At 58.7% G+C, this 17,280-nt stretch carries 16 protein-coding genes and 1 pseudogene; 5 read left to right on the top strand and 12 right to left on the bottom strand.

Annotated features, from left to right (window positions below; translation table 11 throughout):
• Positions 1–73: 73 nt before the first annotated feature.
• The 5 genes from APH34_RS09375 to APH34_RS09355 all read right to left on the bottom strand — a co-directional run bounded on the left by APH34_RS09375 (position 74) and on the right by APH34_RS09355 (position 4,528).
• Positions 74–1,030: a FecR domain-containing protein gene (locus tag APH34_RS09375; protein ID WP_054900895.1), complete on the bottom strand. Its 957-nt coding sequence runs from the start codon at positions 1,028–1,030 to the stop codon at positions 74–76.
• Position 1,031: 1 nt separating this feature from the next.
• Complete coding sequence (locus APH34_RS09370; protein WP_054900894.1) at positions 1,032–1,535, bottom strand: sigma-70 family RNA polymerase sigma factor; 504 nt, start codon at positions 1,533–1,535, stop codon at positions 1,032–1,034.
• A gap of 113 nt (positions 1,536–1,648) precedes the next feature.
• A complete protein-coding gene (locus tag APH34_RS09365) occupies positions 1,649–2,440 on the bottom strand; it encodes a phosphate/phosphite/phosphonate ABC transporter substrate-binding protein (protein WP_054900893.1) in 792 nt (263 codons plus the stop codon).
• Positions 2,441–2,455: 15 nt separating this feature from the next.
• Positions 2,456–3,397, bottom strand: a complete 942-nt coding sequence (locus APH34_RS09360) for a fatty acid desaturase (protein WP_054900892.1) — start codon at positions 3,395–3,397, stop codon at positions 2,456–2,458.
• 177 nt (positions 3,398–3,574) lie between these two features.
• The gene (locus APH34_RS09355; protein ID WP_054900891.1) at positions 3,575–4,528 is read right to left on the bottom strand and encodes a LysR substrate-binding domain-containing protein; all 954 of its coding nucleotides are present in this window, start codon (positions 4,526–4,528) and stop codon (positions 3,575–3,577) included.
• 152 nt (positions 4,529–4,680) lie between these two features.
• Between APH34_RS09355 and hutH the strand changes: the two genes are divergently transcribed.
• Both hutH and APH34_RS28590 read left to right on the top strand, forming a co-directional pair.
• The gene (gene hutH, locus APH34_RS09350) at positions 4,681–6,222 is read left to right on the top strand and encodes a histidine ammonia-lyase (protein WP_054900890.1); all 1,542 of its coding nucleotides are present in this window, start codon (positions 4,681–4,683) and stop codon (positions 6,220–6,222) included.
• 108 nt (positions 6,223–6,330) lie between these two features.
• Entirely contained in the window at positions 6,331–6,846 is a 516-nt protein-coding gene (locus tag APH34_RS28590) for a prolyl-tRNA synthetase associated domain-containing protein (RefSeq protein ID WP_082422754.1), read from the top strand.
• A gap of 224 nt (positions 6,847–7,070) precedes the next feature.
• Here APH34_RS28590 and APH34_RS28585 read toward each other — a convergent pair.
• Positions 7,071–7,924, bottom strand: a protein-coding gene (locus APH34_RS28585) for an IS5 family transposase (RefSeq protein ID WP_156358074.1) whose coding sequence is annotated in 2 segments (ribosomal slippage) — positions 7,071–7,582 and positions 7,582–7,924 — 855 coding nt in all. Because the reading frame shifts where the segments join, the coding sequence is not laid out codon by codon here.
• A 72-nt stretch (positions 7,925–7,996) separates the two neighbouring features.
• Between APH34_RS28585 and APH34_RS09340 the strand changes: the two genes are divergently transcribed.
• Positions 7,997–8,965, top strand: coding sequence for a transporter substrate-binding domain-containing protein (locus tag APH34_RS09340; RefSeq protein ID WP_256215568.1), 969 nt, complete (start codon positions 7,997–7,999; stop codon positions 8,963–8,965).
• A gap of 282 nt (positions 8,966–9,247) precedes the next feature.
• Here APH34_RS09340 and APH34_RS09335 read toward each other — a convergent pair whose 3' ends face one another.
• The 5 genes and pseudogenes from APH34_RS09335 to hrpB form a co-directional block, all read right to left on the bottom strand.
• Complete coding sequence (locus APH34_RS09335) at positions 9,248–10,039, bottom strand: ABC transporter ATP-binding protein (RefSeq protein ID WP_054900887.1); 792 nt, start codon at positions 10,037–10,039, stop codon at positions 9,248–9,250.
• A 17-nt stretch (positions 10,040–10,056) separates the two neighbouring features.
• Complete coding sequence (locus tag APH34_RS09330; RefSeq protein WP_054900886.1) at positions 10,057–10,794, bottom strand: ABC transporter permease; 738 nt, start codon at positions 10,792–10,794, stop codon at positions 10,057–10,059.
• A 16-nt stretch (positions 10,795–10,810) separates the two neighbouring features.
• Positions 10,811–11,533 (bottom strand): ABC transporter permease, encoded by a 723-nt coding sequence (locus APH34_RS09325; protein ID WP_054900885.1) that lies wholly within the window; start codon positions 11,531–11,533, stop codon positions 10,811–10,813.
• 90 nt (positions 11,534–11,623) lie between these two features.
• A pseudogene (locus APH34_RS09320) lies at positions 11,624–12,007 on the bottom strand (hypothetical protein); the annotation flags it as partial.
• Between the two features lie 403 nt (positions 12,008–12,410).
• On the bottom strand, positions 12,411–14,933 hold the full coding sequence (gene hrpB, locus APH34_RS09315; RefSeq protein ID WP_054900883.1) for an ATP-dependent helicase HrpB: 2,523 nt from the start codon (positions 14,931–14,933) through the stop codon (positions 12,411–12,413).
• Between the two features lie 116 nt (positions 14,934–15,049).
• On the opposite strand from hrpB, the gene APH34_RS09310 reads away from it, so the two are divergent.
• Both APH34_RS09310 and APH34_RS09305 read left to right on the top strand, forming a co-directional pair.
• The gene (locus APH34_RS09310; protein ID WP_054900882.1) at positions 15,050–15,469 is read left to right on the top strand and encodes a hypothetical protein; all 420 of its coding nucleotides are present in this window, start codon (positions 15,050–15,052) and stop codon (positions 15,467–15,469) included.
• Positions 15,470–15,493: 24 nt separating this feature from the next.
• Complete coding sequence (locus APH34_RS09305; RefSeq protein WP_054900881.1) at positions 15,494–16,363, top strand: cation diffusion facilitator family transporter; 870 nt, start codon at positions 15,494–15,496, stop codon at positions 16,361–16,363.
• Positions 16,364–16,373: 10 nt separating this feature from the next.
• Here the strand turns inward: APH34_RS09305 and APH34_RS09300 are convergent, their stop codons facing one another.
• Positions 16,374–17,213, bottom strand: coding sequence for a DUF6515 family protein (locus APH34_RS09300; RefSeq protein ID WP_054900880.1), 840 nt, complete (start codon positions 17,211–17,213; stop codon positions 16,374–16,376).
• Positions 17,214–17,280: the final 67 nt, after the last annotated feature.

Below are 17,280 nucleotides of genomic sequence, written 5' to 3'. Positions count from 1 at the left end.
AAATCTTGCAGATCAATTGGTTATGTCGTTAGAACCGGGCGATTTCCAGCGCCTGTGCCACGTGTTATTGGTGTCAGGCTGCCGAGATAGTCACCCAATACTGGCTGTGCCGGCTGACCTTGATCGGCAGGGTACGCGTCAGCGCTTCGAGTACCAGGTCACTCTGGTCCAGCCGGTACAAGCCGCTGACACGCAACCCGGCCACCGCCGGCTCCAGCCGCAGTACCCCCTGGCGATAGGGCCGCAGCGCGTCGATCACCTCTGCCAGCGGGGTATCGCGTACCTCCAGCAGCCCATCGACCCAGGCCCCTTCGCCACCGCGCAATGGCAGCACCGCGGCAAAGCTCAAACGGTCGAAACTTACCCCCTGCCCCTTGCGCAACTGCAGCCGGTCACCGCCCAGGTTGCTGACCTCCAGCACCCCGGCCAGCGCACAGACCCGGCACAGCCCATCACGCTCGCGCAACAGCAGCCGGGCGGACTGCGCACTGATGCTGCCGACTTCGGTGTGCACCACGAAGGGGCGGGCGTCGTCGACCACTTCCAGCCGGCCCTCTCCCCCTCGCCACCTGAGCAGCCGCTGCTGGGCATCGAACCGTACATCGGCCTGGCTCTGGGCATTGAGCAGCAGTTGGCTGCCATCGGGTAGGTGAATGTTCTGGCGCTCGCCAGTGCGGGTGCTCAGGTCGGCGCCCAGCCCCAGGCCAGGCAAGGGCGAGTGCTTGAGGCTAAGGCCCACACCCACTGCTACCCCCGCGCCGACCAGCGCCCGCTGGAGGAACCGCCGACGCCCGGAAGGCGCCTGCAGCACGCGCTGGACCCGCTGGCCGTCGATGCCCAAGGCCAGCGGCACCTGGAATACGCCCAAGGTGATCTCCAGCCGCTGGCACAGTTGCTCACGCCGCGGGTCCTCACCACGCCAAGCCTGGAACGCCAGGTAGTCCTCGGCACTGGCCTGCCCTGAGCGCAGCAGGACCAGCCATTGGGTGGCCTGCTCGATCAAGCGTTGCTGTTCGTCGACGTTGTGCATGTCAGTCCAGTGAGAGCTTGAGGCAACGGTTGAAGGCCTTGGCCATGTAGTCGCTCACCGAGCGCTGAGAAATACCCAGCTCCTGGGCGATCTGTGGATAAGTCAGGCCGTTGAGTTGCGACAGCAGGAACGTCGCCTTGACCTTGGCGGGTAGCCCATCGAGCAAGGCATCGATCGCTTGCAGCGCTTCGATCATCTGGGCCAGCGACTCCGGTGACGGCGCCAGGCATTCTTCGTCGTCCAGCAAGGTGTCAAGGTAAGCCCGCTCCAGGTCCCGCCGCCGCCAGAGCTGGTACATCAGGCGCTGGGCAATGGTGGTCAGCAGCGCGCGCGGCTGTTGGATCGGCACCACGTCGGGGGCGCTGAGCAGTTGCACGAAGGTATCGGCGGCAACGTCCTCGGCGCCAGGGCCCAAGTGCCGGCGCAAGCGTGCGCACAGCCACGGATAATGGCTGCGGAACAGGCTGCCGACGTACTCGCCGTGCGGGTTTTCGCGACCGGACATGGGCGCTCCATAAAAAATGCAGATGGGGTATGTCCGGTGGTCCGGTGAGCCGATCCTAGACGGATCGCTTATTCTTTAAAAATATTTAAAAGTGCTTTTTATATTCTATTTAGCTATTCAAGAACGGGCAGACCCCGTTGCGCTGCTTCGCGCTCGTACTCCAGCAGGACCTGGTATTCGGTTTCGCTGGCCGGCAGCACTTCGCTGATGGCCAAGACGTTGGCCACCTCCGGCAGTTCGCGCAGGGCGCGATTCATCGCCAAGCGCACGCCCTCGGCCTGTTCATCGCTCAACCCCAAGGGGCCAATGAAAGGCAGGTTCGGGCCGCTGGCGGTGCGAGCGACTATGCGCAGGCCGTCAACCTCCGAACTATGGTCGCGGGCCAGGTAGTCGTAGGTCACGCTGTCGATCGCCGCCAGGTCGCCTCTTCCCTCGCGCAAGGCGCGCAGGCTGTTGCGGTGGCCGCCGGTGAAGGTGACGCCGGCGAAGAACCGGCCCTCGCGTTGCAAGGGTGCCAACAGGTGGCGGAACAGGTTCATGCCAGAATTGGAGTCCGGGCTGTTGACCAGGCCGTGGCTGCCAAAGAAGGCCGCCAGCGTCTGGCGCGGGTCATCGGCGCGGGCCAACACCAGGCTGCAATGGTTGCCTGCCTGGGCGTGGGGCAGTTCGTAGCGCGGCTTGCCGATCAGCCGCACCTGGCCGCGCAACAGGGTCATCAACGGGTAACCGCAGGTTTGCGCCAGCAACAGGCGTGGCGAACGCCACACCTGCAGCGGCTCCAGGTCGGCGGCAGGTTCGCGACGGGCATCGAGCAACTGCACGATGCGCGTCAGCCAGGCCTCGCTGGCCTCACACACCCGCGGCGGGGCGACGTACATGGACAGCTCGGCGAATCCTTCAGTCATGGGCAGGGTTCCAGATCAGGCAAAAGGGTGTCGGGGGCTGTCGATGGGTGCCAGGCTGTGCCGGCGCACCAGCTCACCGTACCCACGCACCAGAAAACCGCCGCTGCGCGCCAGCCATTGCTCGCGGTGCTGGCGGTAAACGTGGGGGATAAAGTACCAGGGCAGCCCCGGGATATCGTGATGCACCAGGTGCAGGTTGTTGTGCAGGAACAGCCACGACCAGGGCCGGCCCGCCTCGTTGATGACCGTGCGCTGCTCCGGGCGCAGGCTGGGCCGGTGCTCGTAGAACGAACGAAGCATCGCCACCCCCAGCGCCGGCACGCTGACCAGGAACAGGTAATGCGCCACCGAGAGCGCACTGAAGCGGGCAACCAGGGCGAGCATCAGCACGCAGCACACGCCATGGGTCGCCCACATGGCCCAGGCCTGGCGATCGCCGCGGGCCATCCGCGCCAACTCCTCGCGCGCCAGGCCGAACAAGGCCAGTGGCGCGCCGATCAACAGCCGCCCCGGCACCGTCTTGCCAAACCACGAAAGCCCCCGCACCACAGCACCGCTGCGTTGCCAGTGGTGGGCGCTCAGGTAACGGCTCTCCGGGTCGAGGCCGGGCACGGTCAAGTCCTCATCGCGGTGGTGGCGCAGGTGGCTGTCGCGATACAGGGTGTAGGGGTACCAGACGGCAAAGGGCATGTAGCCCAGGGCTTTGTTCAGCCAGTTCAGGCGCGTGGGGTGGCCATGCAGCAGTTCATGCTGCAACGACAGCCACAACACCAGCAGCGGGATCAGCACAGCCGTGGTGAGCCAGACGCCCAGCAGGTGGCTCAATGGCAACATGGCAAACCAGCCGCCGTAGACCAGCGCCAGCAGCAGCCAGGTTGGCCATTCGGTGCGTCCGGTGAAGCTGCGTTGCAAGCGCAGCAAGTCTTCGCGCTGGGCATCGTCGAGGTAAAAAGGCATTGGCGGTGGCCTGCAGGTTTTCCGGTTTCCTGATGCCTGTGGCGCGAGGCGCGGAAAACTTGCAGATCGTTTTGTTATAAATAAATTAAAACTGATTCTAAAAGCAGTGCGAGAGTACTTGATCACCCTCACGAACCTGCCATCACGCGTGCTGCGGGAGCGACTGAGGCGAGGGATCTACGAGTGATCCATGACCGCAGAAGGCCAAGAATCAACAAGCATTGCAGCCGTAATTTTATCCTGCTTTTGCCCCTGCCCGATTATCCACCGCTGGAACGCTCGGCATTGGTGCTTGTGAAGCGTATTTGGATGCCAACTTAAATAGTAGGGCGCAGGGAGAGGTACAGCGAACGGCCAGGGGATTACCAATCGGCCGGCACCCACATCACGTGCAATCATTGAGAATTGGGCTAATACAATGCCTTGCTGATCGATGGCCGCCTGAATAGCAGCACTGGAGGAGGAGTAGTTTCGGCGTATGGCGATGGGCACTCCCGTCTCACCCTCCAATGCCTCGAACCATTGTGTCCAAGAGGGCGGTGAATCAAATTTCGGGCGAGAGTCAATCCCTATCAGCCGGTGCTCAAGCAGTTCACGCGCACACCCTACCCTTTCCAGCAGAAGCGGTGAACAGGTAGGTACAACGCAGTCTCTGAAGAGGAGCACACTGTGCGCTGCGTGCTGAGGGTGTTCCCCATAACCTATCCTGAAATCGGCGATTTCCTCCTCCGAGGTATCCTCTAGCGTACTGTCGAGATAAATATCCAGATCACTCTCGCCACTCCCCCACTCGTCGACGAGCGGTGCGAGCCATTTGACCATCAATGAAGGCAAACAACTGACATACAGGTTGTTTGGATTTTTTGCCCTTTCAGCTTCGGAAACCGCCACCCTCAGCTCTTCAAACGCTGTCGAGCAACGCGCATGGAATCGCTCGCCGACCGTGTTCAGCCGAATACGCTGCCCATCCTTTAGCGTCAACTTCATGCCCAAAGCGTCTTCGAGCAATTTCATTTGCTGGCTTACCGCGCCAACCGAAATACCTAAACGCCTGGCCGCCTGAGATATCCCTCCGCAGTGGCCAACGGTTTCAAACACCTGCAGCGCTCGCAAGGGAGGTAGACGGCTCATGGTGGCCTCCAAAATAGTTTAGAAATTCTACAAAAACTCACAGGAAATGCCATATTTTCTTCAACGAAGGCAACCCTTAAGCTCAATTCAGGCTCAGGGTGGGGCGATGCGCTGCCAACCAGCCCGTCAACTTTTCATTTTTGGAGTCTTCGATGAACGTCATGCCCCAGCAGATCACTCACGTTGTTCTAGGCGACCGAGAGCCGACAATTGAAGAATTCGTGGCAGTCGCCCGGTACGCAGCCAAAGTCTCATTTGCGGACAGCTACGTCACCCGGGTGAAAAAATCACGGGGGTTGATTGAGCGCTTCCTTGATGAGAATCGCTTGGTGTATGGCTTAACGACGGGGTTCGGCGATAACGTCAAGCATGTGATATCGCCCGAAAATGCAAAAGAGTTACAAGTCAATATTGTACGGTCCCACGCGGTCGCTGTGGGGGAGCCCCTCGCCCGTGAACAGGTACGCGCGATCCAGTTGATGATCCTGATCAGTTTGGGCAAAGGTTACTCAGGGGTCCGCTTTGAACTGCTCGAATTGATCGCTGGCCTATTGAACAATGATGTCGTGCCCTATGCCCCAGGCGAAGGATCGGTAGGCTATCTGGCGGTAGAAGGCCATCTGGCGCTGGTTCTGCTCGGTGAAGGCCGTGCCAGCGTTAAAGGTGGTGAACTCATTGACGGCGCCACCGCCTTAAAACAAGTTGGACTGGAACCAACAGATTTGCAGTGCAAAGAAGGCCTCGCGATGTTGAACGGCACCACCTCGGTGACCGGCATTACCATCCTGGCGCTTTACAATGCCATGCAAGCCGCTGAGGTCGCAGACGTTGCGGCCGCTCTGTCACTTGAAGCACTCAAAGGCACCATCCGAGCCTTCGACCCCCGCTATCACTCGATCAAAGCCCACACAGAACAGGCAGCCACAGCAGCCACCATAAAGACCATTCTCAAGGACAGCAAGTTAGTCGATGAAAACATCGATTACCGCCTACAAGATGTGTATAGCCTTCGAGCGATCCCTCAAGTGCACGGCGCCTCCAAGCAGTTCATCAACTACACCCGGGACAGCATTGAGCGCGAAATAAGATCGTCTGGCGATAACCCTGTTATTTACCCCTTGGGGGATGACGACGGGATTGCCATTTCGGGTGCAAACTTTGATGGCACCTACGTAGGTATTTCGGCGGACACCCTGTGTGTCGCCCTTACCAACCTCGCAAAAATATCCGAAAGGCGGACTGACCGCATGGTCAACTCGCACTTCAGCGAGATGCCAGCATTTTTGGTTCGCAACCCTGGCCTAAATAGCGGGTACATGATCGTGCAGTACACGGCAGCCGGTTTGTACGCAGAAATGAAAACGCTGTCTTACCCCTCCTCTGTTGATAGTGTCTCTACCTGTGGCAACCAGGAGGACCCGGTAAGTCTGGCCTACAATGCAGCGATCAAAGCCTACAAAGTGTCCCAGAAATTGGAATCCGTCCTCGCCATTGAACTACTGGTCGGCTGCCAGGCGCTTGACTTCCATGACGTGACCAAGGCATCGAGTACCACCAAAGCAGTCTATGACCTGGTCAGAACCGAAGTCCCCGTAGCGGATAATGATCGCGTTTTCTACAACGACATGGTCAGTGTCATTGATCACGTTCGGAGCGGCAAGATCAACGCGCTTCTTTCAAAACACCTGAACTAGCAGCGTGGAAATTGCCCGGCCTGCCACTTTCTGAGTGGCAGGCTTTTTGGCATACAACAAAAAACCATCGGTAAAAGTTCAACCCCGTAGTGCGAGCGAGCCCTCACCATGCGCCATTCAACTAGCGCCACTCAGTTACTGGACGCCCTTTCAATTCCCTATGAGTACGTAGAGCACGAAGCGGTTCACACGTGTGAGGACGCAGCGCGCTTGAACATCGCCATCCAGGGCGAATCGCTTAAAAATATTTTCTTGTGTGACAAAAAAGGAAATCATCACACCTTGGTAGTTATCAAGAGCCATCAGCGGCTTGACCTGCATGCGCTCTCACAAACACTGGGCATCAAAGGCCTAAGGTTCGCCTCTTCTGGTCGCCTGATGGAAACCCTCGGCGTTGAACGCGGAGCCGTTTCTTTGCTGGCCCTGTGTAATGATTCAGCACGCCTCACACAAGTGGTGATAGACCCATCGATTTGGTTGTCGGAACGGCTACTGTGTCATCCACTTATCAATACAGCAACCCTATCACTCTCAGTAGCAGGGATGTCGAGGTTTCTCGAACACTTGGGTTTCAAACCCATTTTTGTAGACAATTTCATCACATTGAAAACGGGCAGCGGGTAACCTCTGGTTGGACCCACCTATAGGCGCATGCGACGGTGACCAAATGAGCCTAATGTGCTCACAGCGCTACTTATTGACCCATAAAGAGGCAACATAAAACCCCCTATCCACACGGGCCTCGAAAAATCAGGCGGTTAGGGCCAATTTAGAACTGGCAACATTCTTGCTTATATCTACCGCACCTCAAACATCACTTCGTGCACGCTCAGCGTACATACTGGATTTTAGGTTCTGTACGAAAAGTACTGTCGTAAGCATCGCAGCGCGCAAGCCAGCGTGACCATCGCGCCAAAACTTCTGGCGAGCTTGTCGTAGCGGGTGCCGATCCTCCGGCTCTCTTTCAGCCAGCCAAACATACGCTCGATGATGTTCCGTTGCCGGTATTTCGGGCGATCAAAAAGCCTGGGTAGCCCCGGCTTGGGTTTGCGTTTCATGGTGCGCTGCGGAATTACCGGTTGCATGCGGTAACGGTCGCAGTACTGGCGCAGATGTTCGGCATCGTAACCTTTGTCAGCCAGTAACCAACGGCAGCGCTTACGAGGCCGTCCCGGCTTTCCGGGGATACGCACCTGGTCCAAGAGCGGCTGAGCATGTGCAATATCGCTGGCCTGTCCTGGCGACAGCACAAAGCGAAGAGGTATCCCATTGGCATCGCAGATTAAGTGAATCTTGGTGGTCAAGCCGCCTCGGCTACGTCCCAACGCATGGTCTACCGGTTCTTCTGGCCCCCCTTTTTCCCGGCACCTGACGAGGCTCGGGTTGCATGTACTGCAGTGGAGTCGATCATCCAGGTGTCCAGATCGATCAGGCCTTCCTGATTCAACCGGACGTGCAACCGCTCAAGTACTCGGTCAAACGTGCCATCGTCTCGCCAATCACGGAACCGTTGATATACCGTTGACCACGGGCCGAAACGCTCCGGCAGGTCGCGCCAGGCGGCACCGGAACAGAGAATCCAGAAGATTCCGTTGAGCAACAGACGATCATCACTGCGCGGCCGGCCCATCTTCTGTTCCGGGGAAACGAGATCCTTGATCAACTCCCAGGCTGCATCGGGGAGTTCGTAGCGCTTTGCCATGCGGGCCTCCAGCCAATCATGGCGGCAATTCTACCCGCACCGACTTTTCGTACAGAACCTAGTAAAAGAGGAGTGAGCAACCACAAGACCCAGCCTTCGACACATAACGGTAGCGCCTACGCCCAAGCTCAACCGGGCCGCAACCACAAGCTTATCAATATAAGGTATTGGAAAAACAAAATGGTATATAAAAAATCGCGTTGGTTAGGTTCTATGGCTATAGCTGCAATGGCGTTGGCAGGGAGCTCTGTGTTGCAGGCAAAAGAGTGGACATCCATTAATATCGCAACCGAAGGTGCTTACGAGCCTTGGAATCTGACATTACCAGGTGGAAAAATCAGTGGCTTTGAGCCCGAGCTCATGGATCATCTCTGCGAAAAGATGAAGCTGCGATGCAACATCGTCGTCCAGAACTGGGATGGCATGATCGCGAGCCTCAACGCGGGTAAATTCGACGTGTTGATGGATGCGATTGTCATCACCGAAGACCGGAAAAAGGTCATGGCCTTTTCAATCCCCTATGCTCAAACACCCGCCAGTTTTGTCGCCCTGGATGCCGCACTTCTTCCTGGCAAACCTGGGGCGAGCAACGCTGTTACGCTAGGGACAGATCCGAAAGAAATCCGAGAAGGTGTAGAGGCGTTACGGACGGCTTTGAAAGGCAAAACCATCGGCATTGCTTCAGGCATTGTTTACACGAAATTCATCGATGAGAACTTCAAAGATGTCGCTACCATTCGTGAATATAACACCTCAGCAGATGCCATCCTCGATCTCCAATCCGGTCGCATTGATGCTATTTTTGACGACGTAACCTTTTTGGATTCCATCATGTCCAAGCCCGAAAACAAGGGCCTGGCCTATACCGGCCCCGAAATCAAAGGCCCGATATGGGGTGAAGGTGAAGGGTTGGGGTTCCGTAAAGGTGACGCTGATCTGAAAGCAAAATTTGATGAGGCTCTCAAACAAGCTATCAGTGATGGTACCGTGAAGAATCTCAGCGAAAAATGGTTCAAGGTTGACCTCACGCCTAAATCTTGAACACGTGTGCCCAGCACTCTCTTGTTGCTGGGCCACTCACGCCCACTGCCACCATCCGTTCTCCTTCCTCTTCCCTGTTCAGCCTGCCTCACGTCCATTTTTGGTGATGCTCTGTACACTGCTAAGCGGTTTTAGCCCCCCGCCCATCTCAACAATGGCCATAGCCGACGTCGAAATGGTTGCCGCGCATCATCCGAGGCGGCGGGAGGCTTGATCATCCATGGTTTGAGTCAACATGCGGAGCCGACCCTCATGTGGCATTCGCGGCACAACGAACAGCGTTCACTCTGTATTTCTTTGGCTATGGCTACTGACAAACTGGCGGAAACGCTCAGTCGGTAGCCCTTCGAACAAATCAGCAGGGCTACCTTGGGTGTCGATCAGACCGTTAGCCATGAACACCACACGGTTTGAGACATGACGGGCAAAGCCCATCTCGTGCGTGACCACCAACATTGTCCGGCCTTCCTCCGCTAACGAACGCATCACACGCAACACCTCACCCACCAACTCCGGGTCCAGCGCCGAAGTCGGTTCATCGAAGAGCATTACCTGAGGGTTCATCGCCAGGGCACGGGCAATCGCCACACGCTGCTGCTGCCCACCGGACAAGTGTGCCGGGTAATAGTTGCGTCGGTCATAGAGCCCTACTTTCTGCAACAACTGCTCCGCCTCTTCCACACACTCCGCCTTCGAGCGCTTGAGGACGCGCATCGGGCCCTCAATAACATTTTGCAATACGGTCATATGCGACCACAGGTTGAACCCTTGAAACACCATACCTAACCGGCTGCGCATACTTTCAACCTGGCGAGCATTCCCAGGAAGCAAGCGACCGTTGGGGTGGCGTTTCATTTCTATGGCTTCGCCATCAAGGACAATGCGCCCCTCATCGGGTGTCTCCAACAGATTGATGCAACGCAGAAAGGTGCTTTTGCCTGAACCACTGGCACCCAAGATAGAAATCACGTCACCCTTATGAGCGTCCAACGAAATACCTTTGAGGACTTGTGTCGAACCAAAGGCTTTATGAATGTTGGAAACCGATAGGGCGCTCTGATTTTGAGTACTCATGATAAGCTCCGTTGCAATCAGGAATGGGAAGTTGCTTCAGGCGTCCGCTTTGCGGGAGCGTCTTGTGGCCGTTCGTGCAGGTGCGGGGACAACCTGTGCTCAATCCACGCCACGATGCGCACAACGAGAAAGTTGAGAATCAAGTAAATCAGCGCAGCACAAATAAATACTTCCATGGTGCGATAGGTACGCTGAATAATTTGTTGAGCCACGCCGGTTACATCCCATACGGTGACCAGACTGGCGAGGGCAGTGGATTTGACCAACAGAATGGCCTCGGTGGAGTAGGCCGGAAGCGCTTGGCGTAGGGTTATAGGGCAAATAATCCGCCACAGGAGTGTCCAGGAATTCATACCAACCGCCTGGCCCGCTTCAATCTGGCCCGGCGGTATGCTTTGCAGGCCGCCTCGAATAATCTCAGCGGTATAACCCGCCGTGCAAAGTGCCAGCGACACGACTGCGCAGCCATACGGTGACTTGAGCACCACCCACAGGAAACTGTCGCGAATAGCCGGAAATTGGCCCAGGCCGTAGTAGATCAAGAACATCTGTATCAGCAGCGGCGTACCACGAAACAGCATGATATAGAACCGCGCGGGGTAACTCAGGAATGGCCAGCGACTAACGCGCATGGAGACGACGCCCACAGAAAGCACCAACCCCAGCAACAGGGATGAGAAAAACAACGCCAGTGTGATGGGCAAGGCGCCCAGCAACTTTTGCATCGTGTCGGCAAGAAAGGCAATGTCGATCATTGGAAGCGTCCCCTTCTCAGGATTGTGCAGAATGGCGCCGCTGCGTACGCTGCACACGCGACTCGGCAATGTTCAATAGGCGGCCCGAAAGCCCGGTCAGGATCAAGTAGCAGATCCCGCCAACGATGTAGAAGGTGAAGTACTGGCGAGTAGAGCCTGCCGCCACTTGGCTGGCCCGCATAAGCTCCACCAACCCGATCACCGAGATGAGCGCCGAGTCCTTTAGGCTCATTTGCCAGACGTTTCCGAGCCCCGGCAATGCATAACGCCAAATCAGTGGCATCAATACCCTTCGAATTCGCATCCTCCGAGGCATGCCAATAGCCAGCGCCGCTTCAAGTTCACCCTTGTTAACGGCGGTGAAGGCACCTCGATAGACTTCAGCCTGATAAGACGCCGAAATCAGCCCTACCGCGATGACCCCCACCAGAAAAGGGGGTACGTCGATATATCCCTCGCCTCCGAACCAATGATTGATCGCCGAAATCACACTGGCCCCGCCAAAATAAAACAGGTAAATCACCAACAGCTCCGGAATCCCTCTGAACAGGATTGAATAAGCGTCTCCCGCGCCGCGCAACAGACGACGTTTCGAGAGTTTGGCCATAGCTACGACGCTGCCGACCAGCGCTCCAACGACCATTGCTGCAATCGTCAACAGCAATGTCATGAGCGCAGCTTTAAGCAACGCCATCCCCCAACCGTTATCGCCGAAACTGAGCATCTGTAAGAGATTCATGAAGTGCTTCCCACGATATTTGAAGACACCCGGCGCCCAAGGCGCCGGCAGCCAGCATCAGAACCTTTAGGGCTCCTGCCCAAATCGGCCCACGACAGCAGCGGGCTCGGACTTGGCGCGAGCGCGGTATTCGTCCCACGTCCAGCCGGCCAGAAGGTAACCGTTGAGAGGGTCATGAGCGCTGGTCTGGTCGGTGACCATGTCTGGACGCACACCGCGCTTTACCAGCTCCAGGAAAATCTCGGCCGCGTTACCCAACAGCGCGATGGAGATGGCCTTGCCTTCCTTGGTATATTTTTCGAGGTGGGCCAATGCGTCATTCAGGCTGGTGGCTTGTTCATCTGGGTCAAGGTTGTTCATTAACATTCGCAGCGGCGCTTCGGTCACCCAGCTCTTGGCTGTGAGCGTGTTACCGCAGGCAGCGCGGATACTGGTAGCACGGTACTTCGTAGGTTTCTGGCTATTGTCAGTCACAACAAGACTCCTCAGCGATCAATCCAACTCAGTCCAGTAGCGGCTATAAGGCCTACAGGGCGATGCGATCTTGAGCGCAAAGAGGGTCAGTAGAACCAACTCCCCTTCACACATGCTTACTTGTACATACAAGCATATGCAATGTTGTTGCCAACCCTAATCCAGGCTCTGCCGGTTACCGCCGAGAGGTGCTGGAAACAGGTGAGCCAAGGGCTGGGAAGGAATTTTTGCGAGATGCAACTGAACGGGGACAGGGAGAATTCGCTGAAAGAAGAGAGACTGTGCACAGTATTGAGGCACAAAGTAACAAGTTGTTAAAAACTGGTGCATGGCAGTAACAGGTGTTCACGAGCCTTACCGGGGCTGCCCCCACCAGGCTCTTGGCTGGAAGGCGGCCCCCTCATCAGACTTTTCTAGGCTTGGCTCGGGCCGTCGCCTCAGCCACCAAGGGATCGTCAGGCCAATAGTGCTTGGGGTATCTGCCTTTAAGATCCTTCTTCACTTCCCCATAGGTACTACGCCAGAAATTGGCGAGATCCTGGGTGATTTGGACAGGCCTGCGAGCCGGTGATAACAGGTGCAGCATCAGTGGCTGCCTTCCTTGGGCGATTCGAGGTGTTTCAGAAAGCCCAAACAGCTCCTGCAACCGTACAGCTAGGACTGGCGGGTGCTGCGAGTAGTCGATGCGGATACTCGAGCCAGACGGCACGTGAATCGCCTGAGGTGCCTGGGCCTCCAGCGCTTGTGGAAGCGGCCAGGGCAGTAGATTCCTGACTATCGAAGACATATCCAACTGGCTGAAATGGCTGAGCCGGGTGACCTTTCCCAAGTATGGCGTGAGCCACTGCTCGAGCGTATCCAGCAGATGGTTGTCGCTCAGATCAGGCCATTTGCTGTCGGCCTGGCCATTCTGGCTATCCAGCTGACGCAGCAGTTCCACCCGCGCTTGCCATTGCCGCAACTCTGGGTTCCAGGGCAGCAGTTCGATGCCCTTGCGCCTTACGAGGCTGACTAGCGCGAGCGAACGGGCGTGTTCATCCAGGCTTGGCAGCGCCGTTGAAAAGATAACCAACTGCCCCACCTTCCGTTGCCGCTCAGCCCGGAGCATCCCTTCCCTTTCATCCCAATCGACCTCGTCGACTGACCTCACAAGGTCAGCCAACTCGTCATCGAACAGGGCCGGATCAAGGTCACTGGCCAGGTAGATCCGTTCCTCACGTTGACCTTGCCGGCTTCCCAGGTCGGCCACCACCAGCCACTCATGCTTAATCAGGGCGTCTGGCTCAGAAAACACTGCGGCGCGCCCGTTGGAGAGACGGTACTCGGATGCACTTGCACGCCTCTGCAGGCCTATTCGGTCAGGGTAGGCGAACGCCAGGAGGCACCCTACCCATCGTGGGTGATCGGGCTCGCTGACGGGGCTGGAGGCCTTCCCACGCAGCAGAGATCGGTACTGCCGAGCAGACTGCTTCACGTGCTGGAGGGAACCCCCACTACGACGTGAATGTTGCTCGCCTGACAAGGCACTCAGCCTGGTGTGAAGGTCGGCACCTGTTCCACGCAGGATGTCCTTTTCACCCAGCACAGCCGCGATGTTGCACGCCAAGTCATCCAGCCCCATCGCATTGCCTTTGAGGAGCATGTGGGCGATCCGTGGATGCGCCGGGAGCTCGCTCATGGCTGATCCGTGCGGTGTGAGCTGTCCAGCATCGTCGAGTGCGCCCAGACGCTTCAGCAGGTCTCTGGCTTGGCCAAAAGGAGCTGATGGAGGTTGGTCGAGCCAGGTCATCTCTTCCGGCTTCATTCCCCACCGGGCCAACTGGAGTGCCAGGGCTGCGAGATCCGCCTGCAGGATCTCTGGAGTGCTGTAGCCGGCCATTTGCTCGTGCTGCGACTCCGACCACAGGCGATAGCAGACGCCTGGCTCCAGGCGCCCTGCTCGCCCCGCACGCTGGGTAGCGCTGGCCTTCGAGATTCGCTGCGTGTCGAGTCGGGTCATGCCACTGCGAGGATCGAACTTCGGCACTCGCTCCAGACCACTGTCCACCACGACCCTGACGCCTTCGATGGTCAAGCTGGTCTCGGCGATGTTCGTAGCCAGTACGATCTTCCGGGAGCCTTTGGGTGGCGGGTCTATCGCAGCACGCTGTGTGTTCAGGTCAAGGTCACCGTACAGCGGGCATACGATCACGTCGGGACGGCTGCTCAACTGCTCTTTGAGTGTCTCTGCCACCCGCCGAATCTCTGCCTGCCCAGGAAGGAAAACCAGAACGCTTCCAGCCTGTTCGTTGATGGCAGCCAAGCAGGTGTCAGTGACCCTCGCATCGATTCGCTCGCCCGGCTGATAGGGGCTACCCCAAACCGTCGAGACGGGATGCATTCGCCCTTCACTGGTGATCACGGGAGCGTCACCCAGGGCCTTCGAAAGCCGATCGCCTTCGAGCGTTGCGGACATCAGAAGCAGCTTCAGTGGTGGCTCATCACGCAGGAGCTCCCGGCCACTCAAACACAGCGCAAGGGCAAGATCAGCGTCCAGGCTGCGCAGGTGGTACTCGTCAAAGATGACAAGGCCTACGCCATCCAGGGCAGGATCATCTTGGAGCCGACGAGCCAGGATACCTTCCGTGACGACTTCGATCCGGGTGCGCGGGCCGACCTTGCTTTCAAGGCGGATGCGGTAGCCGACCGTCTGACCAACCTGCTCACCCAGTTCGCTTGCCAACCGCTCGGCCGCCGCACGGGCGGCCAACCGCCGGGGTTCGAGCATGAGAATGGTCTGCCCCGCCAGCCAGGGCTCGTTCAGCAGCGCCAGCGGCACGCGGGTAGTCTTGCCGGCGCCGGGGGGGGCTTCGAGCACGGCTTCGTCGCGGTTTTCCAGGGCCTGGCGCAGGGCGGGCAACACGGCATCGATTGGTAATGAAATCATGGTGGTCCTCGAACAGTCGCGCGAGTATAACGGCGAACCCAGCCTGCTCTATCATGGTCTTAGCTTCAGGTACTGGCGCTTCGCTTGCCCTGCTGAACACCTTTTCGGAGATTTACATGCGTATCCCATCCCGCGTCATCGGTGGCGCACTCATCGTCACCCTGCTGACCCAGCTGACGGCCTGCGGCACGCTGTTCTACCCAGATCGCCGCGGCCAGATCGATGGCAAGATCGACCCCGTGGTCGCCGCGATGGATGCCATCGGCATCCTGTTCTACGTGATCCCGGGCCTGATCGCATTTGGCATCGACTTCGCCACCGGCGCGATCTACTACCCTGGCGGCCGCACGGCGCAGGTCGCCCCGGAAAAACTGCGTGAAGCGGTAAGCCCGGATGGCAAGGTCGACAACCTCAAGCTCCAGGCCATTCTCGAAAGCGAGCTGGGCCGGCGCCTGCCGCTGAACGATCCGCGGCTGATCCAGCACCGTGGCAGCGTCGAGCAACTGGCCAGCTTTGGCCTGGTACCGGCGGCCTGAACCGCCCAAGGACAGCACTGAGGCATGACCACCCCCGCTGAACACCAGCGCCTACTGCGCCTGGCAACCCGCGCCTCGCTGGCGGTTGCCAGCATCCTGGTCCTGAGCAAGGCCGTCGCCTGGTGGCTGAGCGGCTCGGTCAGCCTGCTGGCGGGGCTGACCGACTCGGCACTGGATGCCGTGGCTTCGTTCCTCAACCTGCTGGCTGTGCACTATGCGCTGCGCCCGGCCGATGACGACCATCGCTTCGGCCATGGCAAGGCAGAAGCCTTGGCAGGCATGGCCCAAGCCTTGTTCATCGGGGTGAGTGCGGTACTGATCGGCTTCCAGGCATTCGAGCGCCTGCAAACACCGCAGCCACTGGGTGATACCGGCATCGGCATCGGTGTCATGCTGCTGTCGCTGGGGTTGACCATTGCCTTGCTGGCCTTGCAGCGCCGGGTCATCCGCCTGACCGGCTCAACGGCGGTGCGCGCCGATTCGCTGCACTATCGCTCTGATTTGCTGCTCAATGGCAGCATTCTCCTGGCCCTGTTGCTGGCGCGCTTCGGCTGGCCGCAGCTGGATGCACTGTTCGGCCTGGGCATTGCCCTTTACATCCTCTGGAGTGCCCTGCAGATCGCCCGTGAGAGCACGGGCATCTTGATGGACCAGGAACTGCCCGGCGACATCGGCGAGGGCATGACCGACCTGGTGCTGGGCATCCCCGGCGTGAAAGGGGTGCATGACCTGCGTACGCGAGTGTCCGGCAACCAGTGGTTCGTGCAATTGCACCTGGAGCTGCCCGGGCAGTTACCGCTGCACGAGGCACATGCCCTGTGTGTAGAAGCCTCGCAGGTAATCCGCGCACGTTACCCCAAGGCCGATGTGATGGTGCACGCCGACCCTGTCTGAGCCTCTCACCTCAGTTGATACTGTAGCCCCGCCCACTGAAGCAGGCGCCCAACGCACGCCGGTAGGTGTCTGCCACGTTGCCCGGCGGCGCATAGGTCGCCGTCGCGGGATCGAACCCGGACTGGCTCACCGCCCAACGATGGCATTGGTAGCGGTCCTGGTCCTGCTGCTGCTGCCCTTGCCCGGACATCGGGTAGGCCACCACATCGTACGCATTACCTGCAGGCGCCACGGGCGCCGGCGCCGGAGCCACGGCAGGTGGGCTGACCACCACGTATTGCTGGGAGTCGGCCAGGTACTGGTAATAGGTATCGGCAACCAGGAAGAACAGCGCGTTCCCCACCCAGACTTCACGCGCATAGGGCGGCAGGTAAGCCACCCGCACGCCATAGGGCGGTGTCACCACGATGTAGCTACCGGCGTGCGGGCGGTACCAATAGCCACCTGAGTAGAAGTAATCCTGCCCACGGTACGGCACTTTCCAGTAACGGTCGGGGAAATGATCGACGGTGTGCCCCGGGCGGTACTGTGGCCCAGGCCCCCAACCATTGCCGTGCCCGTCCGGGCGCCCCTGCCATTCACCACCAGGCCGTTGCCCGGGGCCACCCGCTTCCCACTGGCGGTAGTCGCCATTGCGCCGGGGAATGTCCTGGTAATAGCCTTGGCGCGCCGGCTGAGTCTGGCGCACCTCGTCACGCGAGTTGAGCGATGAGCGGCCTTCGGCACCGCCATAGGCGTCCTGTCGGCCATTGCCGCCGCGCCCATCTTCCGGGCCTTGAGCCAAGGCCCCCAGGCTGATGCTCATGCCAAGCAAACCTACACCGGCCCACTGCCAGATGCGCGACTTCATGGTGTTCCTCTCGGTAAAAACGGCACGCTGACAGTTTACCGCGCCCGTACCCCGGGCAGATGAAATC

The organism is Pseudomonas sp. NBRC 111131 (assembly GCF_001320525.1).
GTDB classification, from domain to species: Bacteria; Pseudomonadota; Gammaproteobacteria; order Pseudomonadales; family Pseudomonadaceae; genus Aquipseudomonas; species Aquipseudomonas ceruminis.
The sequence above is the reverse complement of the archived record's forward strand: the minus strand, read 5'-3'. Positions and strand labels throughout refer to the sequence as shown.

Excerpts from the sequence above, each read along its gene's own strand:
- APH34_RS09335 (WP_054900887.1), bottom strand. The coding sequence starts at position 10,039 with ATGAGTACTCAAAATCAGAGCGCCCTATCGGTTTCCAACATTCATAAA.
- APH34_RS09330 (WP_054900886.1), bottom strand. The coding sequence starts at position 10,794 with ATGATCGACATTGCCTTTCTTGCCGACACGATGCAAAAGTTGCTGGGC.
- APH34_RS09370 (WP_054900894.1), bottom strand. The coding sequence starts at position 1,535 with ATGTCCGGTCGCGAAAACCCGCACGGCGAGTACGTCGGCAGCCTGTTC.
- APH34_RS28590 (WP_082422754.1), top strand. The coding sequence starts at position 6,331 with ATGCGCCATTCAACTAGCGCCACTCAGTTACTGGACGCCCTTTCAATT.
- hrpB (WP_054900883.1), bottom strand. The coding sequence starts at position 14,933 with ATGATTTCATTACCAATCGATGCCGTGTTGCCCGCCCTGCGCCAGGCC.
- APH34_RS09375 (WP_054900895.1), bottom strand. The coding sequence starts at position 1,030 with ATGCACAACGTCGACGAACAGCAACGCTTGATCGAGCAGGCCACCCAA.
- APH34_RS09325 (WP_054900885.1), bottom strand. The coding sequence starts at position 11,533 with ATGAATCTCTTACAGATGCTCAGTTTCGGCGATAACGGTTGGGGGATG.
- APH34_RS09305 (WP_054900881.1), top strand. The coding sequence starts at position 15,494 with ATGACCACCCCCGCTGAACACCAGCGCCTACTGCGCCTGGCAACCCGC.
- APH34_RS09355 (WP_054900891.1), bottom strand. The coding sequence starts at position 4,528 with ATGAGCCGTCTACCTCCCTTGCGAGCGCTGCAGGTGTTTGAAACCGTT.
- APH34_RS09310 (WP_054900882.1), top strand. The coding sequence starts at position 15,050 with ATGCGTATCCCATCCCGCGTCATCGGTGGCGCACTCATCGTCACCCTG.
- hutH (WP_054900890.1), top strand. The coding sequence starts at position 4,681 with ATGAACGTCATGCCCCAGCAGATCACTCACGTTGTTCTAGGCGACCGA.
- APH34_RS09365 (WP_054900893.1), bottom strand. The coding sequence starts at position 2,440 with ATGACTGAAGGATTCGCCGAGCTGTCCATGTACGTCGCCCCGCCGCGG.
- APH34_RS09300 (WP_054900880.1), bottom strand. The coding sequence starts at position 17,213 with ATGAAGTCGCGCATCTGGCAGTGGGCCGGTGTAGGTTTGCTTGGCATG.
- APH34_RS09360 (WP_054900892.1), bottom strand. The coding sequence starts at position 3,397 with ATGCCTTTTTACCTCGACGATGCCCAGCGCGAAGACTTGCTGCGCTTG.